Annotated in this window: 24 protein-coding genes and 1 pseudogene; 14 read left to right on the forward strand and 11 right to left on the reverse strand. The window is 69.8% G+C overall.

Going from position 1 to position 25,979, the window contains the following annotated elements; all coding sequences use genetic code 11:
• Positions 1 to 163 precede the first annotated feature (163 nt).
• Positions 164 to 1,000 (reverse strand): NADPH-dependent F420 reductase, encoded by an 837-nt coding sequence (locus OHA11_RS16155; RefSeq protein ID WP_266496814.1) that lies wholly within the window; start codon positions 998 to 1,000, stop codon positions 164 to 166.
• Between OHA11_RS16155 and OHA11_RS16160 the strand changes: the two genes are divergently transcribed.
• Together OHA11_RS16160 and OHA11_RS16165 are read left to right on the forward strand one after the other, a co-directional pair.
• Positions 939 to 1,310: a helix-turn-helix domain-containing protein gene (locus OHA11_RS16160; protein WP_266496816.1), complete on the forward strand. Its 372-nt coding sequence runs from the start codon at positions 939 to 941 to the stop codon at positions 1,308 to 1,310. The genes OHA11_RS16155 and OHA11_RS16160 overlap by 62 nt on opposite strands.
• Positions 1,311 to 1,370: 60 nt before the next feature.
• Positions 1,371 to 1,856, forward strand: coding sequence for a hypothetical protein (locus tag OHA11_RS16165; protein WP_266496817.1), 486 nt, complete (start codon positions 1,371 to 1,373; stop codon positions 1,854 to 1,856).
• On the opposite strand, the gene OHA11_RS16170 is transcribed toward OHA11_RS16165, so the two are convergent.
• Positions 1,844 to 2,764 (reverse strand): LysR family transcriptional regulator, encoded by a 921-nt coding sequence (locus OHA11_RS16170; RefSeq protein WP_266496818.1) that lies wholly within the window; start codon positions 2,762 to 2,764, stop codon positions 1,844 to 1,846. The two genes, OHA11_RS16165 and OHA11_RS16170, sit on opposite strands and share 13 nt — an antisense overlap.
• A 138-nt stretch (positions 2,765 to 2,902) precedes the next feature.
• Here OHA11_RS16170 and OHA11_RS16175 point away from each other — a divergent pair, with 138 nt between their 5' ends.
• Both OHA11_RS16175 and OHA11_RS16180 read left to right on the forward strand, forming a co-directional pair.
• A complete protein-coding gene (locus tag OHA11_RS16175) occupies positions 2,903 to 3,838 on the forward strand; it encodes an NADP-dependent oxidoreductase (protein WP_266496819.1) in 936 nt (311 codons plus the stop codon).
• Positions 3,835 to 4,287, forward strand: a complete 453-nt coding sequence (locus OHA11_RS16180) for an SRPBCC domain-containing protein (protein WP_266496820.1) — start codon at positions 3,835 to 3,837, stop codon at positions 4,285 to 4,287. The genes OHA11_RS16175 and OHA11_RS16180 overlap by 4 nt, the downstream gene beginning before the upstream one ends.
• Positions 4,288 to 4,524: 237 nt before the next feature.
• Here OHA11_RS16180 and OHA11_RS16185 read toward each other — a convergent pair whose 3' ends face one another.
• The 3 genes and pseudogenes from OHA11_RS16185 to OHA11_RS16195 form a co-directional block, all read right to left on the reverse strand.
• Positions 4,525 to 4,680, reverse strand: a complete 156-nt coding sequence (locus OHA11_RS16185) for a phosphodiester glycosidase family protein (protein ID WP_353962953.1) — start codon at positions 4,678 to 4,680, stop codon at positions 4,525 to 4,527.
• 109 nt (positions 4,681 to 4,789) lie between these two features.
• Positions 4,790 to 5,467 (reverse strand): annotated as a pseudogene (locus OHA11_RS16190) (sporulation protein); the annotation flags it as partial.
• Between the two features lie 254 nt (positions 5,468 to 5,721).
• Complete coding sequence (locus tag OHA11_RS16195) at positions 5,722 to 6,276, reverse strand: DUF3455 domain-containing protein (protein ID WP_266496822.1); 555 nt, start codon at positions 6,274 to 6,276, stop codon at positions 5,722 to 5,724.
• 454 nt (positions 6,277 to 6,730) lie between these two features.
• Between OHA11_RS16195 and OHA11_RS16200 the strand changes: the two genes are divergently transcribed.
• The gene (locus OHA11_RS16200; RefSeq protein WP_266496823.1) at positions 6,731 to 7,735 is read left to right on the forward strand and encodes an LLM class flavin-dependent oxidoreductase; all 1,005 of its coding nucleotides are present in this window, start codon (positions 6,731 to 6,733) and stop codon (positions 7,733 to 7,735) included.
• A 127-nt stretch (positions 7,736 to 7,862) separates the two neighbouring features.
• Here OHA11_RS16200 and OHA11_RS16205 read toward each other — a convergent pair whose 3' ends face one another.
• Positions 7,863 to 9,059 (reverse strand): FAD-dependent monooxygenase, encoded by a 1,197-nt coding sequence (locus OHA11_RS16205; protein WP_266496825.1) that lies wholly within the window; start codon positions 9,057 to 9,059, stop codon positions 7,863 to 7,865.
• A 313-nt stretch (positions 9,060 to 9,372) separates the two neighbouring features.
• On the opposite strand from OHA11_RS16205, the gene OHA11_RS16210 reads away from it, so the two are divergent.
• The 6 genes from OHA11_RS16210 to OHA11_RS16235 all read left to right on the forward strand — a co-directional run bounded on the left by OHA11_RS16210 (position 9,373) and on the right by OHA11_RS16235 (position 17,031).
• A complete protein-coding gene (locus OHA11_RS16210; RefSeq protein ID WP_266496827.1) occupies positions 9,373 to 11,019 on the forward strand; it encodes a protein kinase in 1,647 nt (548 codons plus the stop codon).
• Between the two features lie 190 nt (positions 11,020 to 11,209).
• Positions 11,210 to 12,286 carry an iron-siderophore ABC transporter substrate-binding protein gene (locus tag OHA11_RS16215; protein WP_266496829.1) on the forward strand — a complete coding sequence of 359 codons (1,077 nt, stop codon included), beginning with the start codon at positions 11,210 to 11,212 and terminating at the stop codon, positions 12,284 to 12,286.
• An 87-nt stretch (positions 12,287 to 12,373) separates the two neighbouring features.
• Positions 12,374 to 13,342: an iron ABC transporter permease gene (locus tag OHA11_RS16220; RefSeq protein WP_266507213.1), complete on the forward strand. Its 969-nt coding sequence runs from the start codon at positions 12,374 to 12,376 to the stop codon at positions 13,340 to 13,342.
• Between the two features lie 140 nt (positions 13,343 to 13,482).
• Positions 13,483 to 14,481: an iron chelate uptake ABC transporter family permease subunit gene (locus tag OHA11_RS16225; protein WP_266507215.1), complete on the forward strand. Its 999-nt coding sequence runs from the start codon at positions 13,483 to 13,485 to the stop codon at positions 14,479 to 14,481.
• Between the two features lie 146 nt (positions 14,482 to 14,627).
• Positions 14,628 to 16,082: a VWA domain-containing protein gene (locus OHA11_RS16230; RefSeq protein ID WP_266496831.1), complete on the forward strand. Its 1,455-nt coding sequence runs from the start codon at positions 14,628 to 14,630 to the stop codon at positions 16,080 to 16,082.
• Positions 16,057 to 17,031 carry a toll/interleukin-1 receptor domain-containing protein gene (locus OHA11_RS16235; RefSeq protein WP_266496832.1) on the forward strand — a complete coding sequence of 325 codons (975 nt, stop codon included), beginning with the start codon at positions 16,057 to 16,059 and terminating at the stop codon, positions 17,029 to 17,031. Before OHA11_RS16230 ends, OHA11_RS16235 begins: the two co-directional genes overlap by 26 nt.
• Positions 17,032 to 17,184: 153 nt before the next feature.
• Here the strand turns inward: OHA11_RS16235 and OHA11_RS16240 are convergent, their stop codons facing one another.
• Positions 17,185 to 18,225 (reverse strand): NAD(P)-dependent alcohol dehydrogenase, encoded by a 1,041-nt coding sequence (locus tag OHA11_RS16240; protein WP_266496834.1) that lies wholly within the window; start codon positions 18,223 to 18,225, stop codon positions 17,185 to 17,187.
• A gap of 173 nt (positions 18,226 to 18,398) precedes the next feature.
• Between OHA11_RS16240 and OHA11_RS16245 the strand changes: the two genes are divergently transcribed.
• Positions 18,399 to 19,355, forward strand: coding sequence for a helix-turn-helix transcriptional regulator (locus OHA11_RS16245; RefSeq protein ID WP_266496836.1), 957 nt, complete (start codon positions 18,399 to 18,401; stop codon positions 19,353 to 19,355).
• 192 nt (positions 19,356 to 19,547) lie between these two features.
• Here the strand turns inward: OHA11_RS16245 and OHA11_RS16250 are convergent, their stop codons facing one another.
• From OHA11_RS16250 to OHA11_RS16260, 3 genes are all read right to left on the reverse strand, one after another.
• Complete coding sequence (locus OHA11_RS16250; protein ID WP_266496837.1) at positions 19,548 to 20,318, reverse strand: group II truncated hemoglobin; 771 nt, start codon at positions 20,316 to 20,318, stop codon at positions 19,548 to 19,550.
• Positions 20,319 to 20,459: 141 nt separating this feature from the next.
• Entirely contained in the window at positions 20,460 to 20,753 is a 294-nt protein-coding gene (locus OHA11_RS16255; protein WP_266496838.1) for a DUF397 domain-containing protein, read from the reverse strand.
• Entirely contained in the window at positions 20,725 to 21,588 is an 864-nt protein-coding gene (locus tag OHA11_RS16260) for a helix-turn-helix transcriptional regulator (protein WP_266496839.1), read from the reverse strand. The genes OHA11_RS16255 and OHA11_RS16260 overlap by 29 nt, the downstream gene beginning before the upstream one ends.
• 113 nt (positions 21,589 to 21,701) lie before the next feature.
• Here OHA11_RS16260 and OHA11_RS16265 point away from each other — a divergent pair, with 113 nt between their 5' ends.
• Positions 21,702 to 21,923 (forward strand): hypothetical protein, encoded by a 222-nt coding sequence (locus tag OHA11_RS16265; RefSeq protein ID WP_266496840.1) that lies wholly within the window; start codon positions 21,702 to 21,704, stop codon positions 21,921 to 21,923.
• Complete coding sequence (locus tag OHA11_RS16270) at positions 21,920 to 22,360, forward strand: ATP-binding protein (RefSeq protein WP_266496841.1); 441 nt, start codon at positions 21,920 to 21,922, stop codon at positions 22,358 to 22,360. The genes OHA11_RS16265 and OHA11_RS16270 overlap by 4 nt, the downstream gene beginning before the upstream one ends.
• A 69-nt stretch (positions 22,361 to 22,429) precedes the next feature.
• Here the strand turns inward: OHA11_RS16270 and OHA11_RS16275 are convergent, their stop codons facing one another.
• On the reverse strand, positions 22,430 to 25,885 hold the full coding sequence (locus OHA11_RS16275; RefSeq protein ID WP_266496842.1) for a S8 family serine peptidase: 3,456 nt from the start codon (positions 25,883 to 25,885) through the stop codon (positions 22,430 to 22,432).
• Positions 25,886 to 25,979: the final 94 nt, after the last annotated feature.

Genomic DNA, 25,979 nt, shown 5'->3' on the forward strand with positions numbered 1-25,979 from the left:
GACACAGCAGCGTAGCGCCGCCGGCGCTGTGCCCTTTGGCTTCGGGCGGATGCCCGGCGATTGGCTTCGAGCGGATGCCCGACGATTGGCTTCGGGCGGATGCCCGACGATTGGCTTTGGGCGGATGCCCGGCGATCGGCGCCCGGTGCCCGGTGCCCGTATCTCACCGAGCCTGGGGGACGTTCGAGGGGATGTGCGGGACGGCGGAGCCCGGGTCGAAGCCTGTGAAGGTCAGGCCAATGACGAAACCCGCCGCCTCCTCCAGCTGGCGGGCGCGATCCAGGGGCCCCAAAGTCGCCGGGACTCCGCCGACGTCACGGACCAGTTCGCCGACGACGTGCAGTGCCCTCGCGTCGTCGCCGCACATCGCCACCGTCACCGTCACCGCCACCGTCACAGGGGACTGACCATCATCGGGTGGGCTCGTCCACTGGTCGGCGGGAAAGAGGTGGAATGCCTTCACGACCCGGGCTCCCGGAGCAAGTCCTGCGATCCGGCCCGCCATCGACTCGCCCTGTTCGGTCAGCAGAGTGCCGATGCCATGCGTGACGGCGTTCGTGGGATCGATCAACGGCATCCCTTCGAGCACGCCATCGGACGCGCCCACCGATCCCAGCATGTCCTCAACGCCGTCCCAGGACACGGCGAGGAGCACCGCATCGCACCCGGTGACCGCCTCACGCGGTGCGACAGCGAGCGCTCTGCGGCCCAGCCGCTCAGCGAGCTTCTCCGCCTTGGCCCGCGACCGTCCGCCGATCGCCACCTCATGTCCCGCGCGCGCCCAGCCCTCACCCAGTGCCGCCGCCAGTGTCCCTGTCCCCAGGATGCCGATGCGCATGTGTCCCTGCCTCTCCAACGGTGATGGGTCGGGTGGCAACGGTAGGGAGGGCGTTGCACACCGGTCGGTGCATGTCCGACGCGCGATGATGGGCGGCGAGATGACTGAACACGACGCCCACTGCCATGAGTTGGTCGCCGATTGCCGTCTGCGCGCGGCCACCGATCTCTTCGCCCATACCTGGGATCCCGTTGTACTGGCGGCACTTCGTACGGGACCTCGCCGGCGCCGCGAGCTACGCGCCGCGATCGGTGGCATCAGCGACAAGGTTCTGGCGGACTCCTTGCACCGTCTGCTCGCGGGCGGACTGATCGAGCGCCACGCATACGCCGAGGCGCCGCCGCGCGTCGACTACGCTCTGACCGGCTTGGGGCAGAGCCTGGTCGAGGGTCCGATGACGGCGCTTGGACGCTGGGCGGTCGAGCATGGTGACGAACTTCTCGAAGCCCAGGAGAGCGGACGACCGCCGTAGCGACGAGCTGCGATATCTCACTCACCCGGAACGAGTCGTGTCCGCTCCCACCGAGAAAGCATGGCGATGGACGAGGACGAGAGCCTGAGCCGTTACGGCCTGCACCCCGCCGGGGCGGACCTCGACGACGTACGAGATCTGCTCGCCGCCCAAACCCGGCTGGAGAAGGGTGCGCAGGGCGACGGTGACACCGAGTTGATGAAGTTGTGCTGCGTCCAACTGTTCAACGCCGGGGTTCTCGAAGACGTGCCGCTCATCTGGCAGGCCAAGTCCGCGAGCATGGACGCGGCCTGCTCGATCGACATTCAGCTGCTGTGCGGAAGCGGACTGGCCAGGACCAAGGCGTACTTGTCGAGCCTGCGCCCACCCGAAGCCGGAACTGAAGGCGGAACCGGAACCGGAGCCGGAGCCGGAGCCGCAGCCGCAGCCGCAGCCGCAGCCGCAGCCGCACTGCAACGACTGCTCCGCTGTGAAGCGGCAGGCGACTTCGAGGGTTTCTCCGCCGCAGGCCACTCGGCCTGGTACGCGGCCTACTACACGCCCTGATGTTGCTGTGACCTCTGTGCCTCCTGCTGACTGCCATCCGTGTACAGCCGGGTTCCGCTGAGGTCGGGGCTCTCCAAGACCGGCGGTCGCGGCCGGTGCCGCGCCATCGCGGTGTGGGCGGTCGCGGTGAGGCGGGACACGGCCGAGCGCGCGGCCGGGAGCCAGGCCAGCACCAGCTGGGTGGCCGGGTATCCGTGGACGGGCACTACCCGTACGGATCCGCCGAGGCGATCGCGGACGCTTTCGCCGACGACGACCACGAGCCGGCCGAGCGCGACGCGGTCGACCATGGCGTCCAGCGCCTCGTTCGGCAGTTGCGCCTCGTAGCCCGGCAGCGCCTCCACCTCGGCGAGGGTCAGGAACGGGCGGTCGGCCAGGGGGTGGCCGACCGGGAGCAGGACGACCGGCCGCTCCAGCCCGAGTTCCATCAGTTCGAGACCGGGCGTGGCAACCGACTGACACATGAGGGCGACGTCCGCGGTGCCGTCCCGAAGAGCACCGATCTCGTCGTAGGTGAAAACGACGTCGGTGAGCACGCCGTCCTGCCCGCCCTGTGCGCCCTGTGCGCCGGCGGCGAGCAGGGCGGGCAGGACACCGGGGCCGGCGGCGGGCCGTACCGCGATGGTGACCCGTTGCGGCTCGGCAGCCTTGCGCGCCTTGTGTACGGCGGTGTCCATCGCCGCCAGGATCGTGCGGCACTCGGCCAGGAAGGCCTCGCCCGCGGCGGTCAGCCTCACCTGCCGCGTGGTGCGTTCCAACAGGGGGACGCCCACGCGCCTCTCCAGATGGGCGACGGCCCGGGAGAGGGGCGGCTGGGTGATGCCGAGGTGCTCCGCGGCCCGGCCGAAGTGCAGCGTCTCCGCCACGGCCACGAAGTAGGCGAGTTCCCGGGTCTCCAGCTGATTCATGCATCCAAGGTATTACCTGTTGCCCAGACAGTCATTGCTCCGCCGTTGAGTCCCTGGTCAGCTTGACCGTGCACCTCCCAGGCGCCGGCGCCATGAGGTGTTTACGCCGAACCACACGGAAAACGGAAAGTTGGAGCCATGAAGGCCGTTCAATACCAGAACTACGGCGGACCCGAGGTCCTTGAAGTCATCGACATTCCGGATCCGAAGATGTTCTCCGATCTCATTCTGGTGAGAATCGAGGCAGCGGCGCTCAACCCCGCGGATCTGGCATTCCAGAGCGGAGCCGCGGATCCTCTCGTGGACTCTCTCTTTCCGGTGACCCCCGGATGGGATCTCGCCGGGGTCGTCGAGCAGACCGGAGCCGCGACGACGGGATTCCGACCGGGCGACGAGGTGATCGGGTTCGTCCGCGGCCAGGCCATGCACTACGGCACCTACGCGGAGAAGATCTCGGCCGAACCGCGCCAGCTCGTCCGCAAGCCGAAGAACCTGAGCTGGGCCCAGGCCGCCGGGCTGCCGGTCGCCGGGCTCACCGCCTACCAGGCGATCGTGCACAGCCTCAAGGTGAGCGCCGACGACACCGTGCTGGTGCACGGGGCGGCGGGCGGTGTCGGACATCTCGCCGTCCAGATCGCGCTGGCCCGGGGCGCACGGGTGCTCGGGACGGGCTCCGAGGCCAGCCAGGCGTTCATCGGTTCCCTGGGAGCGACGCCGGTGCGGTACGGCGATGAGCTCGTCGAGCAGGTGCTGAAGATCGCTCCGGACGGGGTGGACGCGGTGCTCGACACCGCGGGGCGTGGCTCCCTGTCCACGACGCGGGCACTCGCCGCCCCTGGGGCGCGGGTCGCTTCCATCACGCGGTCCAGCCCCGAGTACGAAGGGGTCATCGACGTCTTCCTCTACGTTGACGGGGATGACCTGACCCGGCTGGTGGAGCTCGTTGAGGAGGGCAAACTCACGGTCCACGTCGACCGGGCATTCCCGCTCGACCAGGCTGCGGAGGCCCAGCGGCTACTGGCCGGCGGACACGCCCGGGGCAAGATCGTCCTGGAGAACCGCAGGGAGGCATGAGCAACGTGCGGCACAGTCCTGTCGTCACCGCGGTAACCGACATCGCGTCTCCCCCGGAAGACGTGTGGAGGGAATTGACCGACTTCGCGGGATACGCACAGTGGCACCCCCCGCTGCGTTTCGTCGGTGTCCCCACGGTGATCCTCCCCGGAACCCGACTGCGGGCCCAGGTGTCACTGGGAACCGGGAACGACGAGGAATACGGTTTCACGGTCCTCCATTACGAGGCACCGCGACGGCTCACCTGGGAAGGCGGAATTCCAGATGTCCTCATAGGGCGACATTCCTTCGTCCTGGAGCCGCGTGACGGCGGAACGCGATTCACGGAGTCCGAGGAGTTCACCGGCACGGCCGCCGTGGAGACCGTGGAAACCGCCCGGTCCCGAATGGAGGAGGACTACGCGAGCTATGGCAGGGCCCTGAAAAGACGACTCGAATCCGGCCTCTGACGCCCCCTCGCAGCTCTCTCACACACACCGAACACCCCTTGGGGGCGAGGCGATTGCCGTCGGCGAGGGTGTCGTCCAGGGCGGCGTTGCGGCAGGCCAGGGGCTGGCAGCCGGCTATGACCGGCGTCTCGCCGGGCAGGCGGGACTTTGCGGACACGACCTAGGGCTTGTCCTCGCCTCGGGCGCGCCCCACTCATGCCTGGTGCTCCGGGCGCACGAAGCACCGGGCCCTGCCTGTCAGTCAGCCGAAGGCGGAAGTACCTGCACCGTGTCCCCGACCGCCCGTTCGCCCGTCGCGTCCGAGGGGTTGTTGGCCAGTGTTCCGCGTACGGCCATCGCCGTTGAGCCGCCGCCGTCGAGGTTCAGGGCCTGTACGGCGCCGAGCGACCGCATGAACTGTGCCGCCTCGTAGAGGGTGAAGCCTTCGCTGCCGCCGCTCTGCCGACCGTCGACCGTCGACCGTGGCCAGGATCAGCCGGCCCTTCCCGTCGACACCCGCCATGGTGCGCGGCTGGCGGGCGTTGGCCCAGGCGTATCCGAAGGACAGGTCCTGAGGGTCGACCACGCCCTCGGTGGCCGCGTCGATGTCGATGCGGCCGTCCTTCACCAGGGTCGGGGCGGCGCTCACGATGGAGTCGTCATCGTCGAGTTGGACGCGCCGGCCCCGGGTGTCGCGGATCACCTCGTCGACGCGGATGCGGCTGCCGGGCTCGGCGTTCGCTGTCAGCCAGTCGGCAGCGCCGCCGATGCCCTGGAGGACGCTCCCGCCCGCCGGTACCCGCCCGCCGCCGCACGCACCGGCCGAGACCACGCGGCCCGACGCGTCCAGCACCGCCTGGACACCGGGTCCGGTGGGCAGGTCGGCGCCGAACTCGGGCGTGAACCGGACCAGGTCGTCACTCAGTCGGCAGGTGACGTCCTGCCAGGGCAGCTCGCTGGGTGTGGCACCGGGACGGCCGCAGTCGCGCACCAGCCCCGGCACCCGGTTGATGCCCTGGATCCCGTACGAGGCGTACGAGCCGTACGAGGAGCCGTACGAGCCGTCTCCGGCCCGGGCGGTGACCGTAGTGGTCAGATCGGCCACGCGGATGTGTCGGCCGCCGTCGCCGAGGATGAGCGCGGCCCGCGAGCCGACCGCCATCGAACCCAGCCGGCCGTCATACGCGCCCAGGCCGGACATGGTGCCCTGGACTCCGTCGGCGTCCGAGGTCACGAAGAAGCCGCCGTTGACGGCGACCAGCGAGTCGAGCCGGGCGGCGACCTCGGTGGCGCGATGCCTGCTCCCCTGGGAACACCACCTGCACTGATCCGACGTCACGTCAGAACACCACAGGTCATTGATGCTTGTGTCGCCACCGATGCTGGTGTTCGCCAGACAGGGGCCCTCTCGCGATCGTCGCGCGCAGGGCCCCTGCCGCTGTGCTCAACGCCCAATTACGCGGCGGGCTTGTAGATGGTGTAGGTCGCGGCGTACGGGACGCTTATCTGGTCGGTGCCGGTGCAGGCGGTCGTGGGGGCGACGCCGCCGCTGGTGTTCAGGCGCTGGAGGTAGGAGACATCCGCGAAGACCCCGGTGCCGCGCGTGGCGGTGGACTTCAGGAGAAGCTCGGGGATGGTGCCCTCCTTGGGGGAGGTGGCAGCGGCGGCGGCGTTCACGGCACTGCCGTCCACCGTGGACACCCAGACGGGGCCGCGGGAGTGGAGGGCGACGGCGCGGCGGGACTTGTCCTTCTTGGCCCAGAGGGTGGCCGCGGGCTCCAGCAGCTTCCAGGCGCCGTCGGTGCAGGTGTACGTCTGGACGCCTTCGGCGGAGAAAACGCCGGTGAGCTTGTTGCCCTCGGGCACCTTCAGCACGGCGGGTACGTCGACGCCGATGCGGTCGGGCTGCGGCGTCGGCGCGGCCTGGCCGGCCGTCGCACCCACGAACGTGCCGACGGCGGCGGTGACGAGAGCCGTGGTGGTGAGGATAAGACGCTTGGCGAGCTTCATCAGGTGTGTCTCCAGAATGATTTCTGAAACAGTTCGCGGATGCCTTGCGTATCCCTGACCAGGACCGGATGTCCTTGAGCCGGGACCGCGCGGTCCGCCGAGCTTCCGGGAGGGGAAAAGACCTTGTTCCCTCAGCCCCGCAACGTACCGCAAAAAGAGGATCACGAAAGAAAACGAATGGTGAACAGTGCGGCGCCTCTGCCGTATCGCACTCCCTGTAACTCGCTCTGTGCAGTGAGGAGTTGGGACACCGCGTGGACGAGTGGATCTTCACATCCCGGTGAACTCCGGATACGACTTGGGGTAACGGAGAGGGAGTTGGCGCTGGTGGGAGATTTCCAGGGCGGTTTCCAGGGCGGTTTCCAGGGCAGTTCCAGGGCAGTTCCAGGGCGGTTTCCAGGGCAGTTCCAGGGCAGTTCCAGGGCAGTTCCAGGGCGATTTCTATACTGACCGGATGATCACTGTTCCGCTCAGCGCGCTCGAAGTGGCCATGGTCCAGACGGGAACCGCGGCCGCGGACACCTTGCGAGACACGACCGAGGTCGCCCGACGCCTCGACGACCTCGGTTACCTGCGGCTCTGGTACGCGGAGCATCACCATTCCCCGGCCATCGGAGCGTTCCCGCCCGTCGTCCTGACCGCCCACGCGGCGGCGTTGACGACGTCCGTCCGTCTCGGCTCCGGGGGCGTTCTCGCTCCGAACCACGCCCCGATCATGCTGGCGGAGCAGTTCGGCACGCTGGCCGCGCTGCACCCGGACCGGATCGACCTGGGCATCGGCCGCGGCCCGGGTACCTTCGACGATGCCACCGCGCGGGCCCTGCGCCGCGGGGCCGGTCCGACAACGGACGACGAGTACCGCGACGATGTGTCGTCGACGCTCCGTTTCCTGGTGGACGAGGTCGCGCTCGGCCCGCTCCCCGAGCCGTGGCTGCTGTCCTCCAGCCCGGCCGGCGCCGCGCTCGCCGCGGAACTCGGGCTGCCGATCGCCTTCGCCCATCACATTCGTCCGGACAACACCCTGGCCTCGCTCAGCCACTACCGCGAGCATTTCTCCCCCTCCCCCTGGTGCGCGAGCCCGCGCGTGCTGATCTGCGTGGAAACGGTGTGCGCGGAGACGGACGAGGAGGCGGCCCGCCTCGGCGGCCCGATGGACATCGTCAAGGTCGGACTCCTCAAGGGACAGGGCGGCATCCCCTTCCCCACGCCCGAGGAGGCGGCGGCCCATTCCTTCACCGCGGACGAGGCACGTACGCTGACACGCTTCCGCGCCCAGCAGGCCCAGGGCTCCCCCGAGACCGTCGCGAAGCGGCTGACGGACCTGGTGGACCTGACCGGCGCGGACGAACTCATGCTGGTGACGCCCGTCTACGCACTGGCCGACCGACTGAGGTCGTACGAACTCGTCAAGCGGCACGTCATGACGCCGACGCCGACGCCGACGCCGACGGCACGATAGCGACGATCACCAGGCAGGCGTTCGGCAACCGCTCACGAAGGCGCCTGCTCATCAACGGCGCCGCCCGCCAAGGCTGTTGCCCGTCAAGGCTGTACTCATGAAGGCCGTTACTCATCAAGGCCGTTACTCAACAAGGCCATTGCTCATCAAGCACGTCAACCCCCCACGCTGTAGCTTGCGGCAGGAAGCGGTGCTCGGCCGCGTAAGCCGCCATGCGGGCGTTCCGTGCCCGGGCCTCGGGGCCGTCCGGCAGGTGGAAGTCCCCGCCCGCCCGCGCGGAATCGGCCTGCGTGGCCGTGGCGACGGCCAGCCGTCTGCGTACGTACCGGTCGAGCGCGTCGGGCACCCCCGCCGGTGTCGCACCCGCGAGGGCGTCGCCGAGTACGGCCGCGTCCATGATCGCCTGAGCCGCGCCCTGGGCCTGGAACGGCACCATCGCGTGGGCGCTGTCGCCCAGCAGGGCCACCCGGCCGATGTTCCACCGCGCGAGCGGCACGCGCGTATGGATGCCGTAGCGGAACATCTGCCCCGCGCGTTCGAGGACGTCGAGGACCCGGGAGTCCCACCCGTCGAACTCCCGCAGCTGCTCCCCCGGTTCGGCCCGCGCGGTCCACGACTCAGTCGCCGCCTCGGCCTCGGCCTCCGCCTCCGGCGTGAACACGGCCACGACGTTGAGCAGTTCACCGCGTCGCACCCAGTAGTGGACGAAGTGCCGGTCCGGTCCGAGCCAGACGCCGAGTTCCGGCAGGTCCAGATCGGCCACCTGGTCGGCCGGGAGCAGCGCCCGGTAGGCGGCGGTCTTCGAGAAGACCGCCTCGTCCGCGCCGAAGAGCCACTGGCGGGCCGCCGACCGTATCCCGTCGGCGGCCACGACCAGGTCCGCACGCAGGCGTTCGCCGCTCGCCGTCGTCACGCGGGCGGACTCGTCGTCCTGGTCGATTCCCACGGCAACGGTGTTCAGGCGCACCCACCCAGGCGGCACCGCGGCGGCCAGGGCCTGGTGCAGATCGGCCCGGTGGAGCAGCAGATAGGGCGCCCCGAACGCGTCCTCGGCCTCGCGCCCCAGCACGTAGCGGCAGATCTCGGCCCCGTCGGACCAAGTGCGAAAGCTCACATGGGAAGGGCGGGCGGCCTGTGCGGCGACCGCGTCGAGCAGGTCCAACCGGCGCAGTACGCGCGTGGCGTTGGGCGCGAGCTGGATACCGGCGCCGACCTCGCCGAACCGCGGCGCCTGCTCGACCAGCGTGACCTCGTGCCCGGCGCGGCGCAGACTCAGCGTCGCCGCCAGTCCCCCGATGCCCGCCCCCACCACGATCGCTCTCATGCCACGACCTCGACCCCGCTTCGGCACCCGCCCGCGCACACGCACGCGCTCGCATCCGGACCGGCGACCTGGCGGGACACGCGGGCATCAGTCCGTATTCAACCGTCGGCTCAGGCAGACTATCGAACAGAACTCCCCTGCCGTACGGGGCATTTGAGCCCATCGGACGTCGCCGAGAAAGCGTGGAACCCTGCCCAAGACGCGCACTGTGGCACGTGCGCACGCCCCGCCAACTACGCTGCTCAACGAGTTCGATTACCAGACCGCGGCGCGTTGTTGGAGCGGCGAGGCCACTACCCGGAGTGCAGTCTTCATGATGAACCTTCAGCCTTCGGATCCGCCGTCCATAGGCGGCTATCCGCTCCTGAGCCGGCTCGGGGCGGGCGGCATGGGACAGGTGTACCTGTCCCGTACGCCGTCCGGGCGCCTGCTGGCACTGAAGACGATCCGTGAGGATCTCAGCAGTGATCCGGGGTTCGAGGAGCGGTTCGCGGGCGAGATACGCAACAGCGACCGGGTCCGTTCGCCGTGGACCGTGACCGTCGTGGACTACAGCCCGCCGGGCCAGCGCCCGCAGTGGCTGGCCACCGAGTACGTACCGGCGCCGTCCCTCGACGAATGGGTCACGCGCCACGGTCCGCTGCCGGAGGCCGCGCTCCTCTCGCTCGCCGCCGAACTGTGCGGCGCGTTGCAGGCGGTGCACCAGGCCGACCTCACGCACCGGGACGTGAAGCCCGGCAACGTCCTGCTGGCGCGCGACCGCCCGCGACTGATCGACTTCGGCATCGCACGGGCCGCCGACGACCCCCGGCACACCCAGGTCGGCGGTGTGCTCGGTTCGCCCGGCTTTCTCGCACCGGACCAGGCGGTCGGCGGCGTGCCGGCCGAGCCCGCCGACGTGTTCTCGCTGGCCGCGGTACTGGTGTACGCGGCCACCGGCCACAGCCCGTTCGCGGGTCCGCGGGAGAACGCGCACATGGCCGCCCTCGTCTACCGGGCCGTCCACGAGGCACCCGACCTCCAAGGCGTTCCGCCGGCCCTGCTCTCGTTGCTCGCCGCAGGTCTGGCGAAGACCCCGGCCGAGCGCCCGACCGCGGCCGAGCTGGGCAGGCAGCTGGAGAGGATCGGCGGCCGGACCGGCCACTGGCCGGACGCCTGTCCTCCGTCCCTCGCCACGGAACTGACGGCGCACGAGCACCCGACGGACACCGTCGTCGACCCGCAGTCCGGCCCACGACCCGACCCACGACTCGACCCGCGAGTCCACCCACGCCGTGAGTCAGAGCCCCACCCGCAGCCCCATCCCTCCACGGCCCCCGGCGCCCCCCAGGACCCGGCCGCCGGGGAGACGCGGGTCAATACCGTCCTGGCCACCACGGCCACCACGGCCACCGCGGCCACCACGTCCACCCCGGTCACGCCCGAACGACGCGAACGCCGACGCCCCGCCTGGCTGACCGTCGCCGTCACCGCGGTGGCCGTCGTCGCCGTGGCCGCCGTCTCGGTCGCCTCGTACGCCGGTATACGCGGTTCCCGTTCCGCGGACTACTCCTCCGATGCCCCGAAGCCAAAGCCCTCGCCATCGGCCGAAGCCACGAAACCGGCGACCCCGAAGCCGAACCCGATCCCGATACGCAAAACCCTCCGCGCCCCTTACGACCTGGGCGTCGGGCAGTCCGTACGGACCACCAAGACGAAGCTGGTCATGCAGCGGGACGGCAACCTGGTGATCACCGACAAGAAAGACCGTCCCCTCTGGGCCGCCAGGACATTCGGCACCGGCAACACCGCCCGCTTCCAGCGCGACGGCAACCTGGTCGTCCACAACAGCGCCGGGAAACCCCTGTGGGCCACGCAGACGTCCGGCAACCCGGGAGCGGTCCTCGTCCTCCAGGCCGACGGCAATGTCGTGATCAAGTCCGGTGACACGGTGTTGTGGAACGCGGGGACGGTCCACTGACTCGGGAGCTCATAGGCCGAGCTCGCACGCCGAGCCCGTATGCCAAGTGCCCGCGCGGCGGGTCCGGGGCCCCCGGAGCCCCCACAGACACGGAGGGTAAGGTAAGGCTCCCCTTAGGGATGGCCCTGGGGGCGTCGGCCTTCGGGACAGCGCCTGGGTGAAGTCTGAGTTCTGAGTATCGGAGCAAGTTGTGCGCACGTTGGGGTTGAAGGCCGTTCTGGCCGTGTCCGTGGTCGGCGGGCTGCTGGCCGGATGCTCGTCGTCGGGGGATTCCGGAAGCTCCGGCGGGTCCGGGTCCGGGTCCGGGAGCGACGCGGGTGGCAAGAGCGCCCGCAACCCCGTCGCCGGTGCCTCCGAGGGCCCCTCCGCCGCGCCCAGCGCCCTCGCCGACGGCATGGGTACGGAGGCGGCCGACGGCGAGTTCCCCCGTACCGTCAGTCACTTCAAGGGCAAGACGGAGATCGCGGCGGCGCCGAAGCGGATCGCCGTGCTCAGCACCGGGCAGCTCGACGACCTGCTCACCCTGGGAGTCGTACCGGCCGCGACCACCCGCGCCGACAACGCCGGACTCGTACCCGGCTACCTCGCCGACGCCTTCCCCCAGGACAAGAAGCAGCTCGCGAAGATGACCGACGCGGGGACCCGGGCCGCACCCAACCTCGAAACGCTGGCCACCGCCAAGCCCGACCTCATCCTCGCCAACGACTCGCTCGGCGACCTCTACCCCAAGCTGTCGAAGATCGCCCCGACCGTGATCACCGCGGGTAACGGCATCAACTGGAAGCGGGACCTGCTGCTCGTCGGCGACGCCGTCGGCAAGGGCGAGCAGGCGCAGAAGCTCCTCGACGAGCACGCCGAGGAGGCCACCGCGGCGGGCACGAAGGCCGACGGGAAGAACACCGCCGTCTCCATGCTGCGGTTCACACCCGACCGGACCCGGATGTTCGGCGTCTCCTCCTTCACCGGGTCGATCGCCGTCGACATGGGGCTCGGACGGCCCAAGTCCCAGCAGTTCAAGGCCATTTCGGAGGACATCGGGGCCGAGAGCATCGATGTCGCGGACGGGGACTGGATCTTCTACTCCGTACAGGGAGACGAAGGCAAGACCGACGCGGGCAGCGTCCTCGCCGGTCCGCTGTGGAAGTCGATGAAGGCCGTCGAGGCCGGGCACGCCATCAAGGTCGACGACGACCCCTGGTACCTCAACGCGGGCCCCACCGCCGCCGACCTGGTCGTGAAGCAGCTCACCGAGTCGCTCGGCGGTTAAGTCCGTGAGCAAGTGACCGCGCGCACCGCGACCGTACGCAACGTACGCACCACGACCGTACGTACCGCGACCGTACGTACCACCTGGCTGGCCGTCGCTCTCCTCCTCACCCTCGCCGCGGTGGCGCTCAGCCTCGCCGTCGGCACCCGCCCGGTGCCGCTGTCCGCCGTGCTCGACGCACTGCTGCACGGCGGCGGCTCACGGGACGCGCTGGTCGTACGGTCGCTGCGGCTGCCCCGTACCGCCATCGGGCTCACGGCGGGGGCCGCGCTCGGGCTCGCGGGCGCGGCGTTGCAGGCCGTCACCCGCAATCCGCTGGCCGATCCGGGGATCCTCGGGCTGAGCCAGGGGGCCGCGGCCGGCGTCGTGTTCGCGATCGCGGGCGGACTGGCGAACGGCTTCGGCGGCTACGTCTGGTACGCCTTCGTGGGCGCCGTCGTCGCCGCCTGCCTGGTGTACGCCATCGCCGCGCGCGGCCGGGGCGGCGCCTCGCCGGTCAAACTCGCGCTCGCCGGAACCGCGCTGTCCGCGATGGTCGCCGGGGCCACCACCGTGGTCCTGACGTCGAGTTCGGCGACGCTCGACCAGTTCCGGTTCTGGCAGGTGGGCGCGCTCAGCGGGCGGGACGCGGGGACGGTCGGTCAGATGCTGCCCTTCCTCGCCGCGGGCGCGCTGCTGGTGCTCGCCTGCGCCCGCGGCCTGGACGCGCTCGCCCTCGGCGACGACACCGCGCGTGCGCTGGGCCACCGGGTCCAGCGCGTACGGGTCTGCGCGGCGCTCGGCGCGACCGTACTGACCGCCGCCGCGGTGGCCGCTGCCGGGCCGATCGCCTTCATCGGCCTGGCCGTACCGCACCTGGCCCGCCGCCTCGTCTCCGGCGGCCACCGCTGGACCCTCCCGCTCTCCGCCCTGCTCGGCGCCGCCCTGCTGCTCGCGGCGGATGTCGCGGGCCGAGTGGTCCGCGCGCCCGCGGAGGTACCGGCCGGGGTGATGACGGCACTGGTGGGCGTGCCGGTACTGGTCGTACTCGTACGCCGAAAGACGGTGAGCACGTGACGCCGACGCCGACCACCCCGCGCCCACCCGAGCAGGCGGCCTCCCCGCACCCGTCCGAACAGGCGGCACCCCCACCGCACCCCGTCTACCCCCACTCGGCGGGCCTCTCCGTACTCCGCCGCCGCTCCTTCTCCCTCCTCCTGCACCGGCGTTCGGCGGCAGTGGTCGCCATGCTCATCCTTCTCCTCGCGGGCGTGATGCTGCTCTCGGCGTGCGTCGGGCAGGCCTACGTGTCACCGGGCGAGGTGTGGCAAGTCCTGCGCGGCCACGGGGGCCCGTACGACCTGATCGTCGGGGAACTGCGGGTCCCGCGGATCGCGCTCGGCGCACTGGCCGGCGCCGCGTACGGGCTCTCCGGTGCGCTGGTGCAGACGGTGACCCGCAACCCGCTGGCCAGCCCGGACGTCATCGGCGTCGGCCACGGGGCCGCCGCCGCCACGGTCCTGGCCCTCGCCACCGGTACGGTCGCCTCCCCCGGCGCGCTCCCGGCGGTCTCCGTCGCGGGCGGTCTCGCGGCCGCCGCGCTCGTGTACGTACTGGCCTGGCGGCACGGCATGCAGCCCAGCCGGTTCGTGCTGACCGGGGTCGGCATCGGGGTGGCCCTCTCCGCGGTCGTCCAGCTGTATCTCACGGAGAGCGAGCTGGCCGCGGCCGAGCAGGTCAAGCTGTGGCTGACCGGCAGCCTCAACGGCCGCGGCTGGGATCAGGCGGGCCCGCTCACCTGGGCACTTCTCCTCTCCCTGCCCGCCCTGGTGTGGGCGAACCGGGCGCTGCGCCCGCTCGGCCTGGACCCCGACACGGCCGCCGCGCTGGGAGTCCGCGTACACCGGTTCCAGCTCGCGTTGACGGTCCTGGGCGTGATCCTCGCGGCAACCGCCACGGGAGCGGCGGGCCCGATCGGTTTCGTCGCCCTGACGGCCCCCCAACTGGCCCGCCGCCTGACCCGCACCCCCCAACTACCACTGGTGACCTCGGCGTTGACGGGTTCGGTGATCCTTGTAACGGCCGATCTGGCGGCCCGCACGCTGATGCCCCCACTGGAAATCCCGGTGGGGGCACTGACGGCGCTGGTGGGCGGGCCGTACCTCCTGTGGCTGCTGGGCCGGGCCGGGCCAGGGGCGCGCCGGGCCGGGTGGTGAGGCCTTGACGCCCTGAGGGGCGCGAACGAGGCGCGGGCGGGGCGCGCGAAAAGGGGTCGCGCTCCCAGGCACACGCCCGATCACAGCACACGGCCTCCCCCACCCCCCGGGGGTGTGCTTCGCTGAACCTCTTAGGGGGAGCGAAAATGGACGATCATCCCATTGAAATCCTCGTGCTGCCCGAGCGGCCCACCGCCCGGAACGACGAGGTGACCGAGTTCGACGTGGCGATCGAGATCAGGTGCCGGACAGCCGAGGGCAGCGACCGTTCGGCCGGAGCCATGAACCTCTGCCTGGTCATCGACCGCAGCGGCAGCATGGCGAGCGCGGACAAGCTTGAGACGGCCAAGCGCAGTTGCGTGGACATCTTCCGGCGGATCACAGGCGACGACCTCTTCACCGTGGTCGTGTTCGACAGCCGCGCCCAGGTGATGATCAGCCCGCAGACGCCCAGGGACCAGGTGGAGGAACGGCTCAAGGCGATCCGGACCGGCGGCACGACCAATCTCTCCTTGGGCTGGTACCAGGGACTGCTGGAATTGCAGAGCCATATGACGGAGGAGCACTACGGCCGCCTGATCCTCCTGTCCGACGGTCTGGCCAACGGGGGCGAGACCAAGAAGGCGGCCTTGGCCGCGGTGGCGTCGAGAGCCCGGGACGAGGGCATCACCACGTCCACGATCGGCATCGGCAGCGACTTTCAGGAAGACCTCCTGGAGGCGATCGCCACCGCTTCGGGAGGGCGGTTCTGGTACATCTCCGAATCCGGCATCGACACCATCCTGGAGGAGGAGTTCCGCAGTGCCCTGACCGTCGTACTCGACCGTCCCAAGGTCGAGTTGGCCCTGCCCGCCGGTGTCACCGTCAGTGAGGAGCTGAACTCCCTGCGGAAAGCCTCCCGCCGCTACGCCCTGCGCCCGCTGAAGGGGCAGGACACCTTCAACTTCGCCGTGCGCCTGGAGATCGACCCGGCACAGGTGGGGGACTCTGCGTTCAGTCTCGGCGCGACGCTGTACGACGGCACCCGCGAGGTGGCCACCACGGGGCGGGACATCGTGCTGGCCCCCCAGACGGAGGTGGTCACCAGCCCCGTGCACGCGCTGGTCAGCAGCGTGGTGGAGCAGTATCGCTCCTCACAGACCGAGGAGCGGATGCTCAAGGACATGGAGGCCGGGGACCTCAACGGCATGAAGGAGATGCTTGAGGCCGAGGTGGCGCGCATGCAGCGGGCCGAGTCCGGGCTGCTACAGCAACGCGCGGAGTTCAGCGAGGACCGATGGGTCATGGAGTTGGGCAACGTCGGCCATCACCGGAGCATGAGCGAGACCTGGCTACTCCTCAACGACCTGATCGAGCGGTACGGCGAGGAGCCCGAGATACAGAACCTGGTTGTTTTGTGGCGCAAGAGCGTCCGGCACGAGCGCCACCGCGGATCGGACCGTCACCACGGGGTGAGCCCGTCGGACGAGGACGTCGAAATCACCCTGCTGGTCAGCGCGATCGCCGCCACCGACTCCCTGATCCAGCGCCGCCCCGACGCCCGAACCGACCTGGAAGAGAAGCGCGAGACCCTCCGTGAGCACCTGGCACGCGTCGAATAGCGCCGAATGGACACCGGTCGGCTCCCGGATGATCACCGGACACGGCGGCGGGATGGGCCCTTACGATGCCTCGTACGTGATCGATCTCTCCTCCGGCCCCCTGCTCAACGGCTCCGTCTCCGCCGCCGTACGCCTGACGGACCGCGGGGCGACCGGTGCCGGGGTGGTCTGCCGAGCCGACCGAGACTGGACCTTCGTGGCCTTCTACACAGCTCCGGACGACCCGTCGGAGGACACCACCGTGGCACGACTGGGCGTGTTCCAGGAAGGGGTGCTCACACCCGTCGCCCAGCTCGCCGAGCCGGTGCGGCTGGCGCCCGGCTACAACCGGTTCACGCTGGAGTTCTTCTCCGGACGGATACGCGGCGAGATCCGTGCCGGTGACCGGACCTACGAGCTGACGGCCCTGTGCCCGCACATCCCGTTCCCCGGACACACGGGGCTGGTCAAGTTCTACGGCGCCGGCGTCCTCGCCAAGTCCTGGTCCGTGGAACAGACCCGGATGCCGTTCGTCGCGGCGGGGTCCAGGCCCGCGAAAGGGAAGGATTACCCGTTCGACGTGTTCCTCTGCTACGCCTCGGACACCGCCGAGGAGGTGCAGGCCATCGCCAAGACGCTGGCAGCGAGAGGGGTCAGCTACTGGCTGGACAGCAACCAGATCAACTACGGGCAGCGCATCTCCGTACAGATCGAGGCCGGGCTGCGGAGCAGCCGGTACCTCCTGCCGTGCATCAGCAAGAACATCGCCGAACGGGAGTGGACTCGGGCCGAGTTCGGCGGCGTCCTCAACGCCGAATTCGGCGGCGGCTGGGCGCCCGTCACGATTCCCGTCCTGCTGGCCGACGCCGAACCGGACGACATCCCGTTCCTTGTCCGGGACACGCGCTGGGTCTCCAGTACCAACAAGGTGGCGTTCGACGAGTTCATCAGCTTCGTCCTGAGCCACTAGAACCTCGGCCTGTCCGGCGGAGAATCACGCCGGACAGGCCGCCCCTGTAAGCGGCGCGGGGCTGTGACATTTGCGGCTCCGCCGCGTGGGCGCGGCCAGCCACAACGCACCCGCAGCCACATACGCGCACCCCAGCGGAGCGCAACCGCGGAGCTAAATCGTCGCGACGTCGATCACGAACCGATACCGCACATCACTGCTGAGCACCCGCTCATACGCCTCGTTGATCTCCGCCGCACCGATCAGCTCGATCTCCGCACCCAACCCGTGCCCGGCACAGAAGTCCAGCATCTCCTGGGTCTCCCGAATGCCACCGATCCCGGACCCGGCAAGGGTCTTACGGCCGCCGATCACCGAGAAGAGGTTCAGGGAGACCGGCTCCTCGGGCGCGCCCACGTTCACCAAGGCGCCGTCCGTCCTGAGGAGGGAGAGGAAGGCGTCCAGGTTCAGCGGGGCGGACACCGTCGACAGGATCAGGTCGAAGGAACCGCGCAGTTCCTCGAAGGTCTTCGGGTCGCTGGTGGCGTAGTAGTGGTCGGCGCCCAGCTTCAGCCCGTCGTCCTTCTTTCGCAGGGACTGCGAAAGGACGGTCACCTCGGCACCGAGCGCGTGCGCGATCTTGACGCCCATGTGACCGAGGCCGCCCATGCCGAGGACGGCGACCTTCTTGCCGGGGCCGGCGTTCCAGTGCTTGAGCGGGGAGTACGTGGTGATGCCGGCGCACAGCAGCGGCGCGGCCTCGTCGAGCGCCAGGCCTTCGGGGATACGGACGGTGAAGGCCTCGTCGACGACGATGTGGGTCGAGTAGCCGCCGTAGGTGGGCTCGCCGTTCCTGTCGAGGGCGTTGTACGTGCCGACGTTGCCCCGGGCGCAGTACTGCTCCAGGCCCGCCCGGCAGTTCTCGCACTCGCGGCAGGAGTCGACCATGCAGCCGACGCCCACGCGGTCGCCGACGGCGAACTTGGTGACGCCGGAGCCGGCCTCGGTGACGATGCCGGCGATCTCGTGGCCGGGGACCATCGGGAAGATGGCCTCGCCCCAGCCCTCACGGACCTGGTGGATGTCGGAGTGGCAGATACCGGCGAACTTGATCTCGATCAGAACATCGTGCTCGCCGACCGGGCGACGCTCGATGGTCGTGCGCTCCAGCGGAGCCTTGGCGGCGGGAGCGGCGTATGCGGCGACAGTGGTCATGCCGGGGGTTCTCCTAGAGAGGGCTTCTACGCCCGGCCTGCCTTCGGGCCGGGTAGGCCGTCCAGCCTGCTCCGTGTCCCTCCCGCCACCCAGACCCCGGCTTTGCGTACGTCCGCCGGTCCTACTACTGACGGGGGCAGGTTCGTATGCGTACGACCGTGAATACTGGGCGTATGGATGAACAGCCCTCTCAGCAGTCCGCGGGGCAGTCGGGACAGGCGGGGCGGTCCGGTCAGGCAGGGCACGAGCCGGGGCAGGCGCTGGACCGGCGTGCCGAGCTCAGCGAGTTCCTGCGCACGCGGCGGGCCCGGCTGAAGCCGGAGGACGTGGGGCTGCCGGACTTCGGGCGGCATCGCCGTGTGCCCGGGCTGCGCCGCGAGGAGCTGGCACAGCTGGCCGGGGTGTCCGTGGCGTACTACACACGGCTTGAGCAGGGCAACGGGCGGAACGTGTCCGCGGAGGTGCTCGACTCGATCGCGCGCGCTCTGCGGCTGACCGGGGCCGAGCACGCGCATCTCACGCATCTCGCGAAGCCGAAGCAGCTCAAGAAGAAGCCGTCGGCCCGGCCGCAGCAGGTGCGGGTCGCGCTGCGCGAGCTGATCGACTCGATCGACGGTGTGCCCGCGTATGTCGTGGGGCGACGCTCGGAGATTCTCGTCTGGAACCGGATGGCCGCGGCCGTGTTCGGGGACTGGTCGCTGGTGCCGCCGCAGGAGCGGAACTGGGCGCGGATGGTGTTTCTCAAGCCCGAGTACCGCGAGCTGTTCGTGGAGTGGGAGCAGAAGGCGTCCGACATGGTGAGCTTTCTACGGATGGACGCGGGGTGCCACCCTGACGACCCGCGCCTCTCCGCCCTGGTGGGCGAACTCTCCGTGAAGAGCGAGGAGTTCCGCCGTCTCTGGGCGACGCATGACGTCAAGGAGAAGAGTCACGGTGTCAAGCGGCTGCACCATCCGCTGGTCGGTGAACTGACCCTCTCCTTCGAGTCGTTCAAGATCGTCGACACCGAGGAGCAGTCGATGGTGACGTACCACGCGGTGCCGGGCTCCCCCTCGGCCGAGGCCCTCCGCCTCCTGGCCAGCTGGGGCACGGACGCGACCCGGGCGGGCACGGCGTCGCCGCAGGCGTAGTTTTCGCCCCCGCCGCCGAATTTAAGCGGTGGACCCGTCGAGCAACTGGAAGATTCGGGACACTCGCGGCCTCCGTAAGGCCTGGTGGCATCCGTCAGAAATGTCCCGAACCTTCCAAACGTCGCCCTGGGCGAAAGGTGCGGACCAGCGGGCTCGGCGCTGCGCACCGCTCAGCCCCCAGAGGCCGGAGCCTCACCCCTGATACGGCGGAGCGGCCCCCCACCTCCACTTCGGTACCGGCTGCTCCGCCGGAGGCACCGCGTCCGGACCCGAGAAGTAGACGGCCAGCCGAGTCCCCCACTCCGCGTACGCCACGAACGCGGAGCGGAACTCCGCATCCACCGGAAGCCCCGCATCGTCCGCCGCGTCCTGAAGCAGGTTCACCCACCTCCGCCGCTGCACCTCCGTGATCCCCTTCCCGAGATGCTTCGCGACCATGTGCCCATGCCCGCCCTGCGTCTCGGAGTACCCGGCCGGCCCCCCGAACACCTCCCCGAGCCACAGCGCGACGTGCGACGCGTGCTCGGGAGCGAGCCCCTCGAAGACGGGCGCCAGGACGTCGTCCTTGAGGACCTTGTCGTAGAAGACCTCGGTGAGCCGCTCGAAGGCCTCGGCACCCCCCGCCCAGGCGTACAACGTCGGCACGGCCGCCCCCGTACCCCGTACCGTCGTCGGTTTGTAGTGCCGCATCTCCTCGATGGAGCTGATATACGGCCGGATCTCGGCGAGGAAGTCCTCGAAGAGCTCGGACGTGCGGAAGCCCTCGACGTGGTCCTCGGTGGAGGTCCAGGTGATGCGGAGCACGAAGTGCTCGAAGTCCTCCTCGCAGCGCGCCAGTTCGTAGTCGACACACTGTGGGGCCGCGGCGAGCTGGGCGGCGGCCCGGGTGTAGGCGGCGAGGAACTCCGCCGACTGCTGCTCGGGAATGCGGTACCGGACGTACTCAACGGTGTGCGCGGTCATGCCCCCACACAAACACGGACGGCCCACGGAAGCTGTACTTCCGACGGGCCGTTCGCCCTGGGCTCACCTCTTCGAGGTATGCCCTGAACAGTCCACGACATGGACCATTAATGAACGGCCCCCTCGCCGGTGCCTTCTTGTTCAGGCGGTCGAGTCGTCGGCCTTGAGGGCCGCGACGAAGGGGGCCCAGGCGTGCGCGGTGAGGAGGAGAGCGGCGCCGTCGGGGGACTTGGAGTCGCGTACGGGGACGAGGCCGGGGATGTTGCCGGCGACCTCGACGCAGTTCCCGCCGTCGCCGTTGCTGTAGCTCGACTTGCGCCAGAGGGCGGCGCCGGGGAAGTCGCTCGCGATCTCCACGCATTCCCCGCCGTCACCGTTGCTGTAGCTGCTCTTGGTCCAGAGCGCGTCACTCAAGTCGATCCGGTTGCTTGCCATTTCGGTATTCCTCTGCCGCTGCCTTGATCATGGCCAGGGACGTCTCCGGTGACAGCGCTACGGCCCTGAGCCGATCGTATGCCTTGCGGTACTGCTTCACGAGGGCCGGATCGTCGATGGTGTCACCGCTGTACGACGCCTCGGTGTAGATCAGCGGCGGCGCGTCCGGGAAGGTCATGACCATGATGGATGCGGCCATCAGAGGAAACGCGCCGCACGTCCGCGGAACGATCTGCGGAGTGATCCGACGCCGCTCGGCCAACTCCACGACCCGGTCGAGCTGTTCGGCCATCTCGTGTGGCGGGAGGATCGGGTCGGTGAGCAGCGACTCGTGCAGGACCGCCCAGTACTCCGGGGTGGAGTGGTCGTCCTCGAAGAGCCGGGCGCGGGCGAGCCGGGCCATCACCTTCTCCTCGACCCACTCGTCGGAGGCCGCCGGGTGGGCCGACCGGACCATCGCCCGTGCGTACGCGGCAGTTTGGAGCAGCCCAGGGAAGATGATGGGGGACCACAACTCGATGGCCTCCGCGTGCTTCTCCGCCTCCAGGGCCTTCTCGAAGTACGCGGCGTGCGGCCCCCTCCGCGCCTTCCGCACATCTTCGCAATTCCGCTCGAAGAACCCGTCCGTCTCAAGGACCCGATCCGCGTGCCGAGCCAGGTCGAGCGGCATCCGCCGCTGCCCGTGCTCGATGTCGCTCAGATACGTCTTGCCGTAGAAGATGCCCTCAAGGAAGCCCTCCAACGACATCCCCGCCGCCTCCCTCTTCCACCGCAACTCCTTACCGTAGAAGGTCGGGACGCTCATCGAGCCGTCAATGTTCTTGCCCCGTGCCATCGTTCACTTCCTCCGCTGTCCCGGTCGCGAATGCGAAACCCCTTTCACGGTAGCCACCAGGACGCCACTCTGTGAGCAATTCGTCACAGAGCGCACCGGGAGACGCCCCCCTCATGCAAGAACACCGGCCCACCGCCTACGACATGACCCTCACCGTGGAAGAACTCCGCGCCGCCCTCACCCTCCACGGCATCACACTCCCCTCACTCCGCGTGGACCTGCCGACCTTCGCGGCCGAGTACGCCCCGCCCGCAGGTCTCATCACACTCGGAAACTGCAACACCGCAACGGCCCACGCCCTCGCCGCCGTACTCCGCAAGGCGGCCGAGCGGTGACCTTCGAGATCAGCCTGCTCGCCACCCCGAAGGCCGTACCCGAACTGCGCCACCACCTCCGCCACCACGACTTCGAGGTCCGCCTCTGCGCGACCGAGCTGGTGACCAACGTCATCGACCACCTCGGCGAAGGCACCCCGGTGACCATCCGAGTCAACCGCACGGCCCACGGCCACACCCGCGTCGAGGTCACCGACCCCGACCCGCGAGCCCTGCCCGCCCTACTACGGGCCACAAGCACAGACGAGTCCGGCCGCGGCCTCGCCCTCCTCGACGCGCTCACCCTGCGATGGGGTGTGGATCAAGGGGCGGACCACAAGACCGTCTGGTGTGAGGTTTGGAGGGAGCCCAGGGAACCCATCTCGCCCAACGAGTCGGACACAGCAGGCGGTTTCGGTTCTCTCGCCGGGGCAACAGGCCCCGCGGGGTGCGTCTGAGACCGGAAACGCCTGCCGGAAGCAGCGCTTCCGGCAGGCCCTTCACTCAGCGCTCAACGAACCAACGGCCTACTTCCCGTAGTACGCGTTGTAGATCGAGATCGTCGACTTGTTGTTCTTCCTGTCGGTGATCTTCGCGTGGAACGAGATGCCCTTCCCCTTGGCCGGGTTCGTCACGCCGATCCTGCCGTTCTTGACGGTGAGCTTCTTCCAGGTCTTGCCGTAGTCGTACGACACGTACACCGACAGCGACTTGAGGTTCTTGCCCGCGGCCGAGCCCTGGACGGTCACCGGGACGGAGACCTTCCTGCCGGCCGGTGCCCTGCTGTCCAGTCCGACGGCCGCGTCGAAGCGGACCGAGGAGGCCGGCAGCGCGGCGCTGGTGACCTTCTTGGAGCGGAACGTCCAGCTGGCGTCGATGCGGGTGGAGGCCGCCGCGACCCTGACGCTGCGCTTGACCGAGGTGGTCAGCTTGTACGAGGCGTCGCCGGCCGGGACCTTGAAGACCCCCTCGCCGAACAGCGGGTCGCTGTTCGAGCCGACCTTGGAGCCGTTGCGGTAGAGCGTCGTGGTGACCGACGAGAAGAGCGAGGAGCCGGCGTGGGTCTTGCCGTCGGCGAACAGCGGGACGTAGCCGTAGATCTCGTTGCCGTCGCGCTGGATGCCGAAGCCGGAGCCGAGGCGCGGGCCGAAGACCGCCGTGTTGAAGGTCTTCTCGTAGGTCTTGCCCGCCTTGAAGGTCTGGGCGTTGCCGAGCGTGTAGTAGGCCTCGGTGATCGGGAAGCCGTCCGCGTCGGTGCCGCCGTGCTGCTCGAAGTCGAGTTCCCACTTCACCCCGCCCGCGGTGGACACGTGCACCTTCCGCGTGCCGGGCAGCGTCTGCGGGACACCGACCGAGGAGGCGGCACTGGAGCTGCCGGGCAGCCAGCCGATGGTGTTGACCGCGCCCTTCTTGCCGCTCGTCGAGGCGCCCAGGCCGACCTTCAGGGTGGCCAGCTCGCTCGCCTTGTAGTGCTTGGTGTAGCCGGTGGCGACCTTCTTGACCCTGGCGCCCGCGGTGGTGCTGTACTCCTCACCGTCCTTGGCCCAGTGGCTGCCCCACTGCTGGTACAGCGAGCCGTCGGTGATCTCCGGACCGGCGTGCGCGGTACGGAAGTTGGCGTACGAGTCCAGCCACCAGCCGAACCCGTAGCTGGTCTCGCCCACGTCCACCACGTACTCCGGTGACGCGAACTCCGGTGTGACGGCCGGGTCGGGCACGGCGATGTCCACCGGCTTCGCGGTCCGCGCGTCGACCGTGATCGTGGTGTCCTTGGTGATGCTCAGCTTCGGCCGGGCCACCCAGTCGGCGCCCTTGGTGAAGTCCAGCGGGTCCACGAAGAACGCCGAGTCGAGGAGGTAACCGCCCCTGGGGGCACGGACCTTGACGGTGCCGGACTCGTCGAACGGGGCGAACCACTTGTCCGTCGCCAGACCCGAGACTCCGCCCAGGTTGGCGCTGTACTGCTTCGCCGGGTTGCCGTCACGGTCGATGAACCTGAGGGTGACGTCGTACGACTCGACCTCGCGCTGCACCCCCGCCGCCGTGCGCACGCTCTGGCCGCCGCCGCTCGCGGTCACGTACGCGGAGTAGCCGCCGTCGAGCGTGCCGCCCAGCTTGGTGTTGACCGTGAGGTCGACGGAGGCCGTGCCGCCGCCCGCCGGAACGGTCAGCGTCCTGGCGCCGAGCGTGAAGAAGCCGGCCGGGGCGGCCCGGCCCTTCGGGTCGGTGGCCGTCGCGGAAAGGCTCAGCGTGACGTCGGCCGTGCCGAGGTTCTTGTACGTGATCTTCTTGGTGACCGGGGTGTCGTCGGTGTGCGGCCACTGCTGGATGCCGAAGCTCACGGACGACGGGTCGGCGAGCACGGTCTGCTTGATGGCCCTGTCGACCTGGATGCGGCCCGCACCCTGCTGGAACGCGGTGTACTTGCCGCCCTTGGCGGAGCCGGTCAGCGCGGCCTTGAGCTCGGTGTACGTCCAGTCCGGGTGCTGCTGCTTCAGGAGCGCGGCGGCGCCCGCGACATGCGGGGTCGCCATCGACGTACCCGAGAGGGTGACGTAGCCGGCGGGCTTCTCGCCGACCGCCTCGGCGATGAGGCTGCCCTTGGCCGAGGCGGCGGTGGTGTCCACGCCGGGGGCGGTCACGTCGGGCTTGACGGCGCCGTCGAGGCCGGGGCCCGTGCTGGAGAACGGGGCCAGTCTGTCGCTGTCGTCGACGACGCCGACCGCCAGCGCGGCGGCCGCGCTGGCCGGGGAGCCGACCGACTGCTCGCCGTCCTCGCCGGAGTTGCCGGCGGCTATCGCGAAGAGGATGCCCTTCTCGGTGGACAGTTTGTTGACCTGGGCTTCCACCGGGTCCACCTCGGGGGTGTCGCCGCCGCCCAGGCTGAGGTTGATGATGTCGGCGCCCTGCTCGGCCGCCCAGTCCATGCCCGCGATGATGCCCGAGTCGTCGCCGACGCCGTCGTCGTCGAGCACCTTGGCGCTGAGCAGCTTGGCGCCCGGTGCGACGCCCTTGTACTTGCCGCCGGACTTGGCGCCCGTACCGGCCGCGATGGACGCGACGTGGGTGCCGTGGCCGTTCTTGTCGGTCGCGTCGGGGGCGGTGGAGAAGTTCTTCGCGGCGACGACCTGGTCCTTGAGGTCCGGGTGGGTCGTGTCGACACCCGAGTCGAGGACGGCGATCCTGACGCCCTTGCCGTCGTATCCGGCGGCCCAGGCCTTGTCGGCGCCGATCTGCTTGACGGACCTGTCGAGGCTGGCCTGGCGGACGCCGTCGAGCCATACGTGGGCGATGCCGGACGCGGTCCGCGCGGTGCCGCCCCGCGAGTCGGTGAGCGCGGACCAGAGGTCGGGCGCGTCGGCCTTCGGTGTCAGCACCGCGTCCGCGTTCAGCGACTTGAGGGCCCGGCGGACCAAGGTGTCTCCGGCGTCGCGGACGTCCGCCTTCGCCGCCGAGGCCGCACCGCGGTAGCCGACGATCAGCTTGAGGCCCTGCTTCTGGGCTCTGCGGTTGGCCGACTCGCTGAGCTCGGTGACGTCGAAGAGCCGCTGGTCGAGCGTGCCGGTGGCGATCAGCCGCGCGGCGTCGGCCGGCACGACGAGCGTGTGTCCGTCGACGGTGCGGACCTGGACGGGTATCCGCTCACGGCCCTTGGCCCGCTCCAGGCCGACGACACGGCCCTTGGCGTCGACGACCACGCGGTCGCCGGTGATCAGGGTGACCCGATGCTTGGGCGTGGTCGGTACGGCCGGGTCAGCAGCTGAGTGGACGGCCGATTCGACACCCGAGTCGAGGGCCGAGCCGACACCCGAGTCGACGGCCGAGCCGACAGCTGAGTCGACGGTCGAATCGGCAGCCGCGCCGACCCCCGCGCCGACGCCCGCGCGCTTCGCCCTCGCCTCCGCCGACGCCGGGCCGGTCGTTCCCGCCGCCAGGGCCACGGCCGCCGCGGTGGCGATCGTGGCCGAGCAGGCTCTCTTCACTTGTCTGCGCAAGTCTCCCCCTGGAGCTGCAAGTTCCAGGACGAGCCCCCGCTCATCCGGCCAGGGAGCGTCCCGTACGCATGCTCACGCGCGA

This window comes from Streptomyces sp. NBC_00878, assembly GCF_026341515.1.
Lineage (GTDB): Bacteria > Actinomycetota > Actinomycetes > Streptomycetales > Streptomycetaceae > Streptomyces.

What these genes read in the sequence shown, in the direction of transcription:
- OHA11_RS16210 (WP_266496827.1), top strand. Translation starts at nt 9,373, where the DNA reads ATGATGAACCTTCAGCCTTCGGATCCGCCGTCCATAGGCGGCTATCCG.
- OHA11_RS16200 (WP_266496823.1), top strand. Translation starts at nt 6,731, where the DNA reads ATGATCACTGTTCCGCTCAGCGCGCTCGAAGTGGCCATGGTCCAGACG.
- OHA11_RS16255 (WP_266496838.1), bottom strand. Translation starts at nt 20,753, where the DNA reads ATGGCAAGCAACCGGATCGACTTGAGTGACGCGCTCTGGACCAAGAGC.
- OHA11_RS16260 (WP_266496839.1), bottom strand. Translation starts at nt 21,588, where the DNA reads ATGGCACGGGGCAAGAACATTGACGGCTCGATGAGCGTCCCGACCTTC.
- OHA11_RS16195 (WP_266496822.1), bottom strand. Translation starts at nt 6,276, where the DNA reads ATGAAGCTCGCCAAGCGTCTTATCCTCACCACCACGGCTCTCGTCACC.
- OHA11_RS16160 (WP_266496816.1), top strand. Translation starts at nt 939, where the DNA reads ATGACTGAACACGACGCCCACTGCCATGAGTTGGTCGCCGATTGCCGT.
- OHA11_RS16230 (WP_266496831.1), top strand. Translation starts at nt 14,628, where the DNA reads ATGGACGATCATCCCATTGAAATCCTCGTGCTGCCCGAGCGGCCCACC.
- OHA11_RS16240 (WP_266496834.1), bottom strand. Translation starts at nt 18,225, where the DNA reads ATGACCACTGTCGCCGCATACGCCGCTCCCGCCGCCAAGGCTCCGCTG.
- OHA11_RS16165 (WP_266496817.1), top strand. Translation starts at nt 1,371, where the DNA reads ATGGCGATGGACGAGGACGAGAGCCTGAGCCGTTACGGCCTGCACCCC.
- OHA11_RS16205 (WP_266496825.1), bottom strand. Translation starts at nt 9,059, where the DNA reads ATGAGAGCGATCGTGGTGGGGGCGGGCATCGGGGGACTGGCGGCGACG.
- OHA11_RS16265 (WP_266496840.1), top strand. Translation starts at nt 21,702, where the DNA reads ATGCAAGAACACCGGCCCACCGCCTACGACATGACCCTCACCGTGGAA.
- OHA11_RS16185 (WP_353962953.1), bottom strand. Translation starts at nt 4,680, where the DNA reads ATGCGGTCGCTCGGCGCCGTACAGGCCCTGAACCTCGACGGCGGCGGC.
- OHA11_RS16250 (WP_266496837.1), bottom strand. Translation starts at nt 20,318, where the DNA reads ATGACCGCGCACACCGTTGAGTACGTCCGGTACCGCATTCCCGAGCAG.
- OHA11_RS16180 (WP_266496820.1), top strand. Translation starts at nt 3,835, where the DNA reads ATGAGCAACGTGCGGCACAGTCCTGTCGTCACCGCGGTAACCGACATC.
- OHA11_RS16245 (WP_266496836.1), top strand. Translation starts at nt 18,399, where the DNA reads ATGGATGAACAGCCCTCTCAGCAGTCCGCGGGGCAGTCGGGACAGGCG.
- OHA11_RS16175 (WP_266496819.1), top strand. Translation starts at nt 2,903, where the DNA reads ATGAAGGCCGTTCAATACCAGAACTACGGCGGACCCGAGGTCCTTGAA.
- OHA11_RS16170 (WP_266496818.1), bottom strand. Translation starts at nt 2,764, where the DNA reads ATGAATCAGCTGGAGACCCGGGAACTCGCCTACTTCGTGGCCGTGGCG.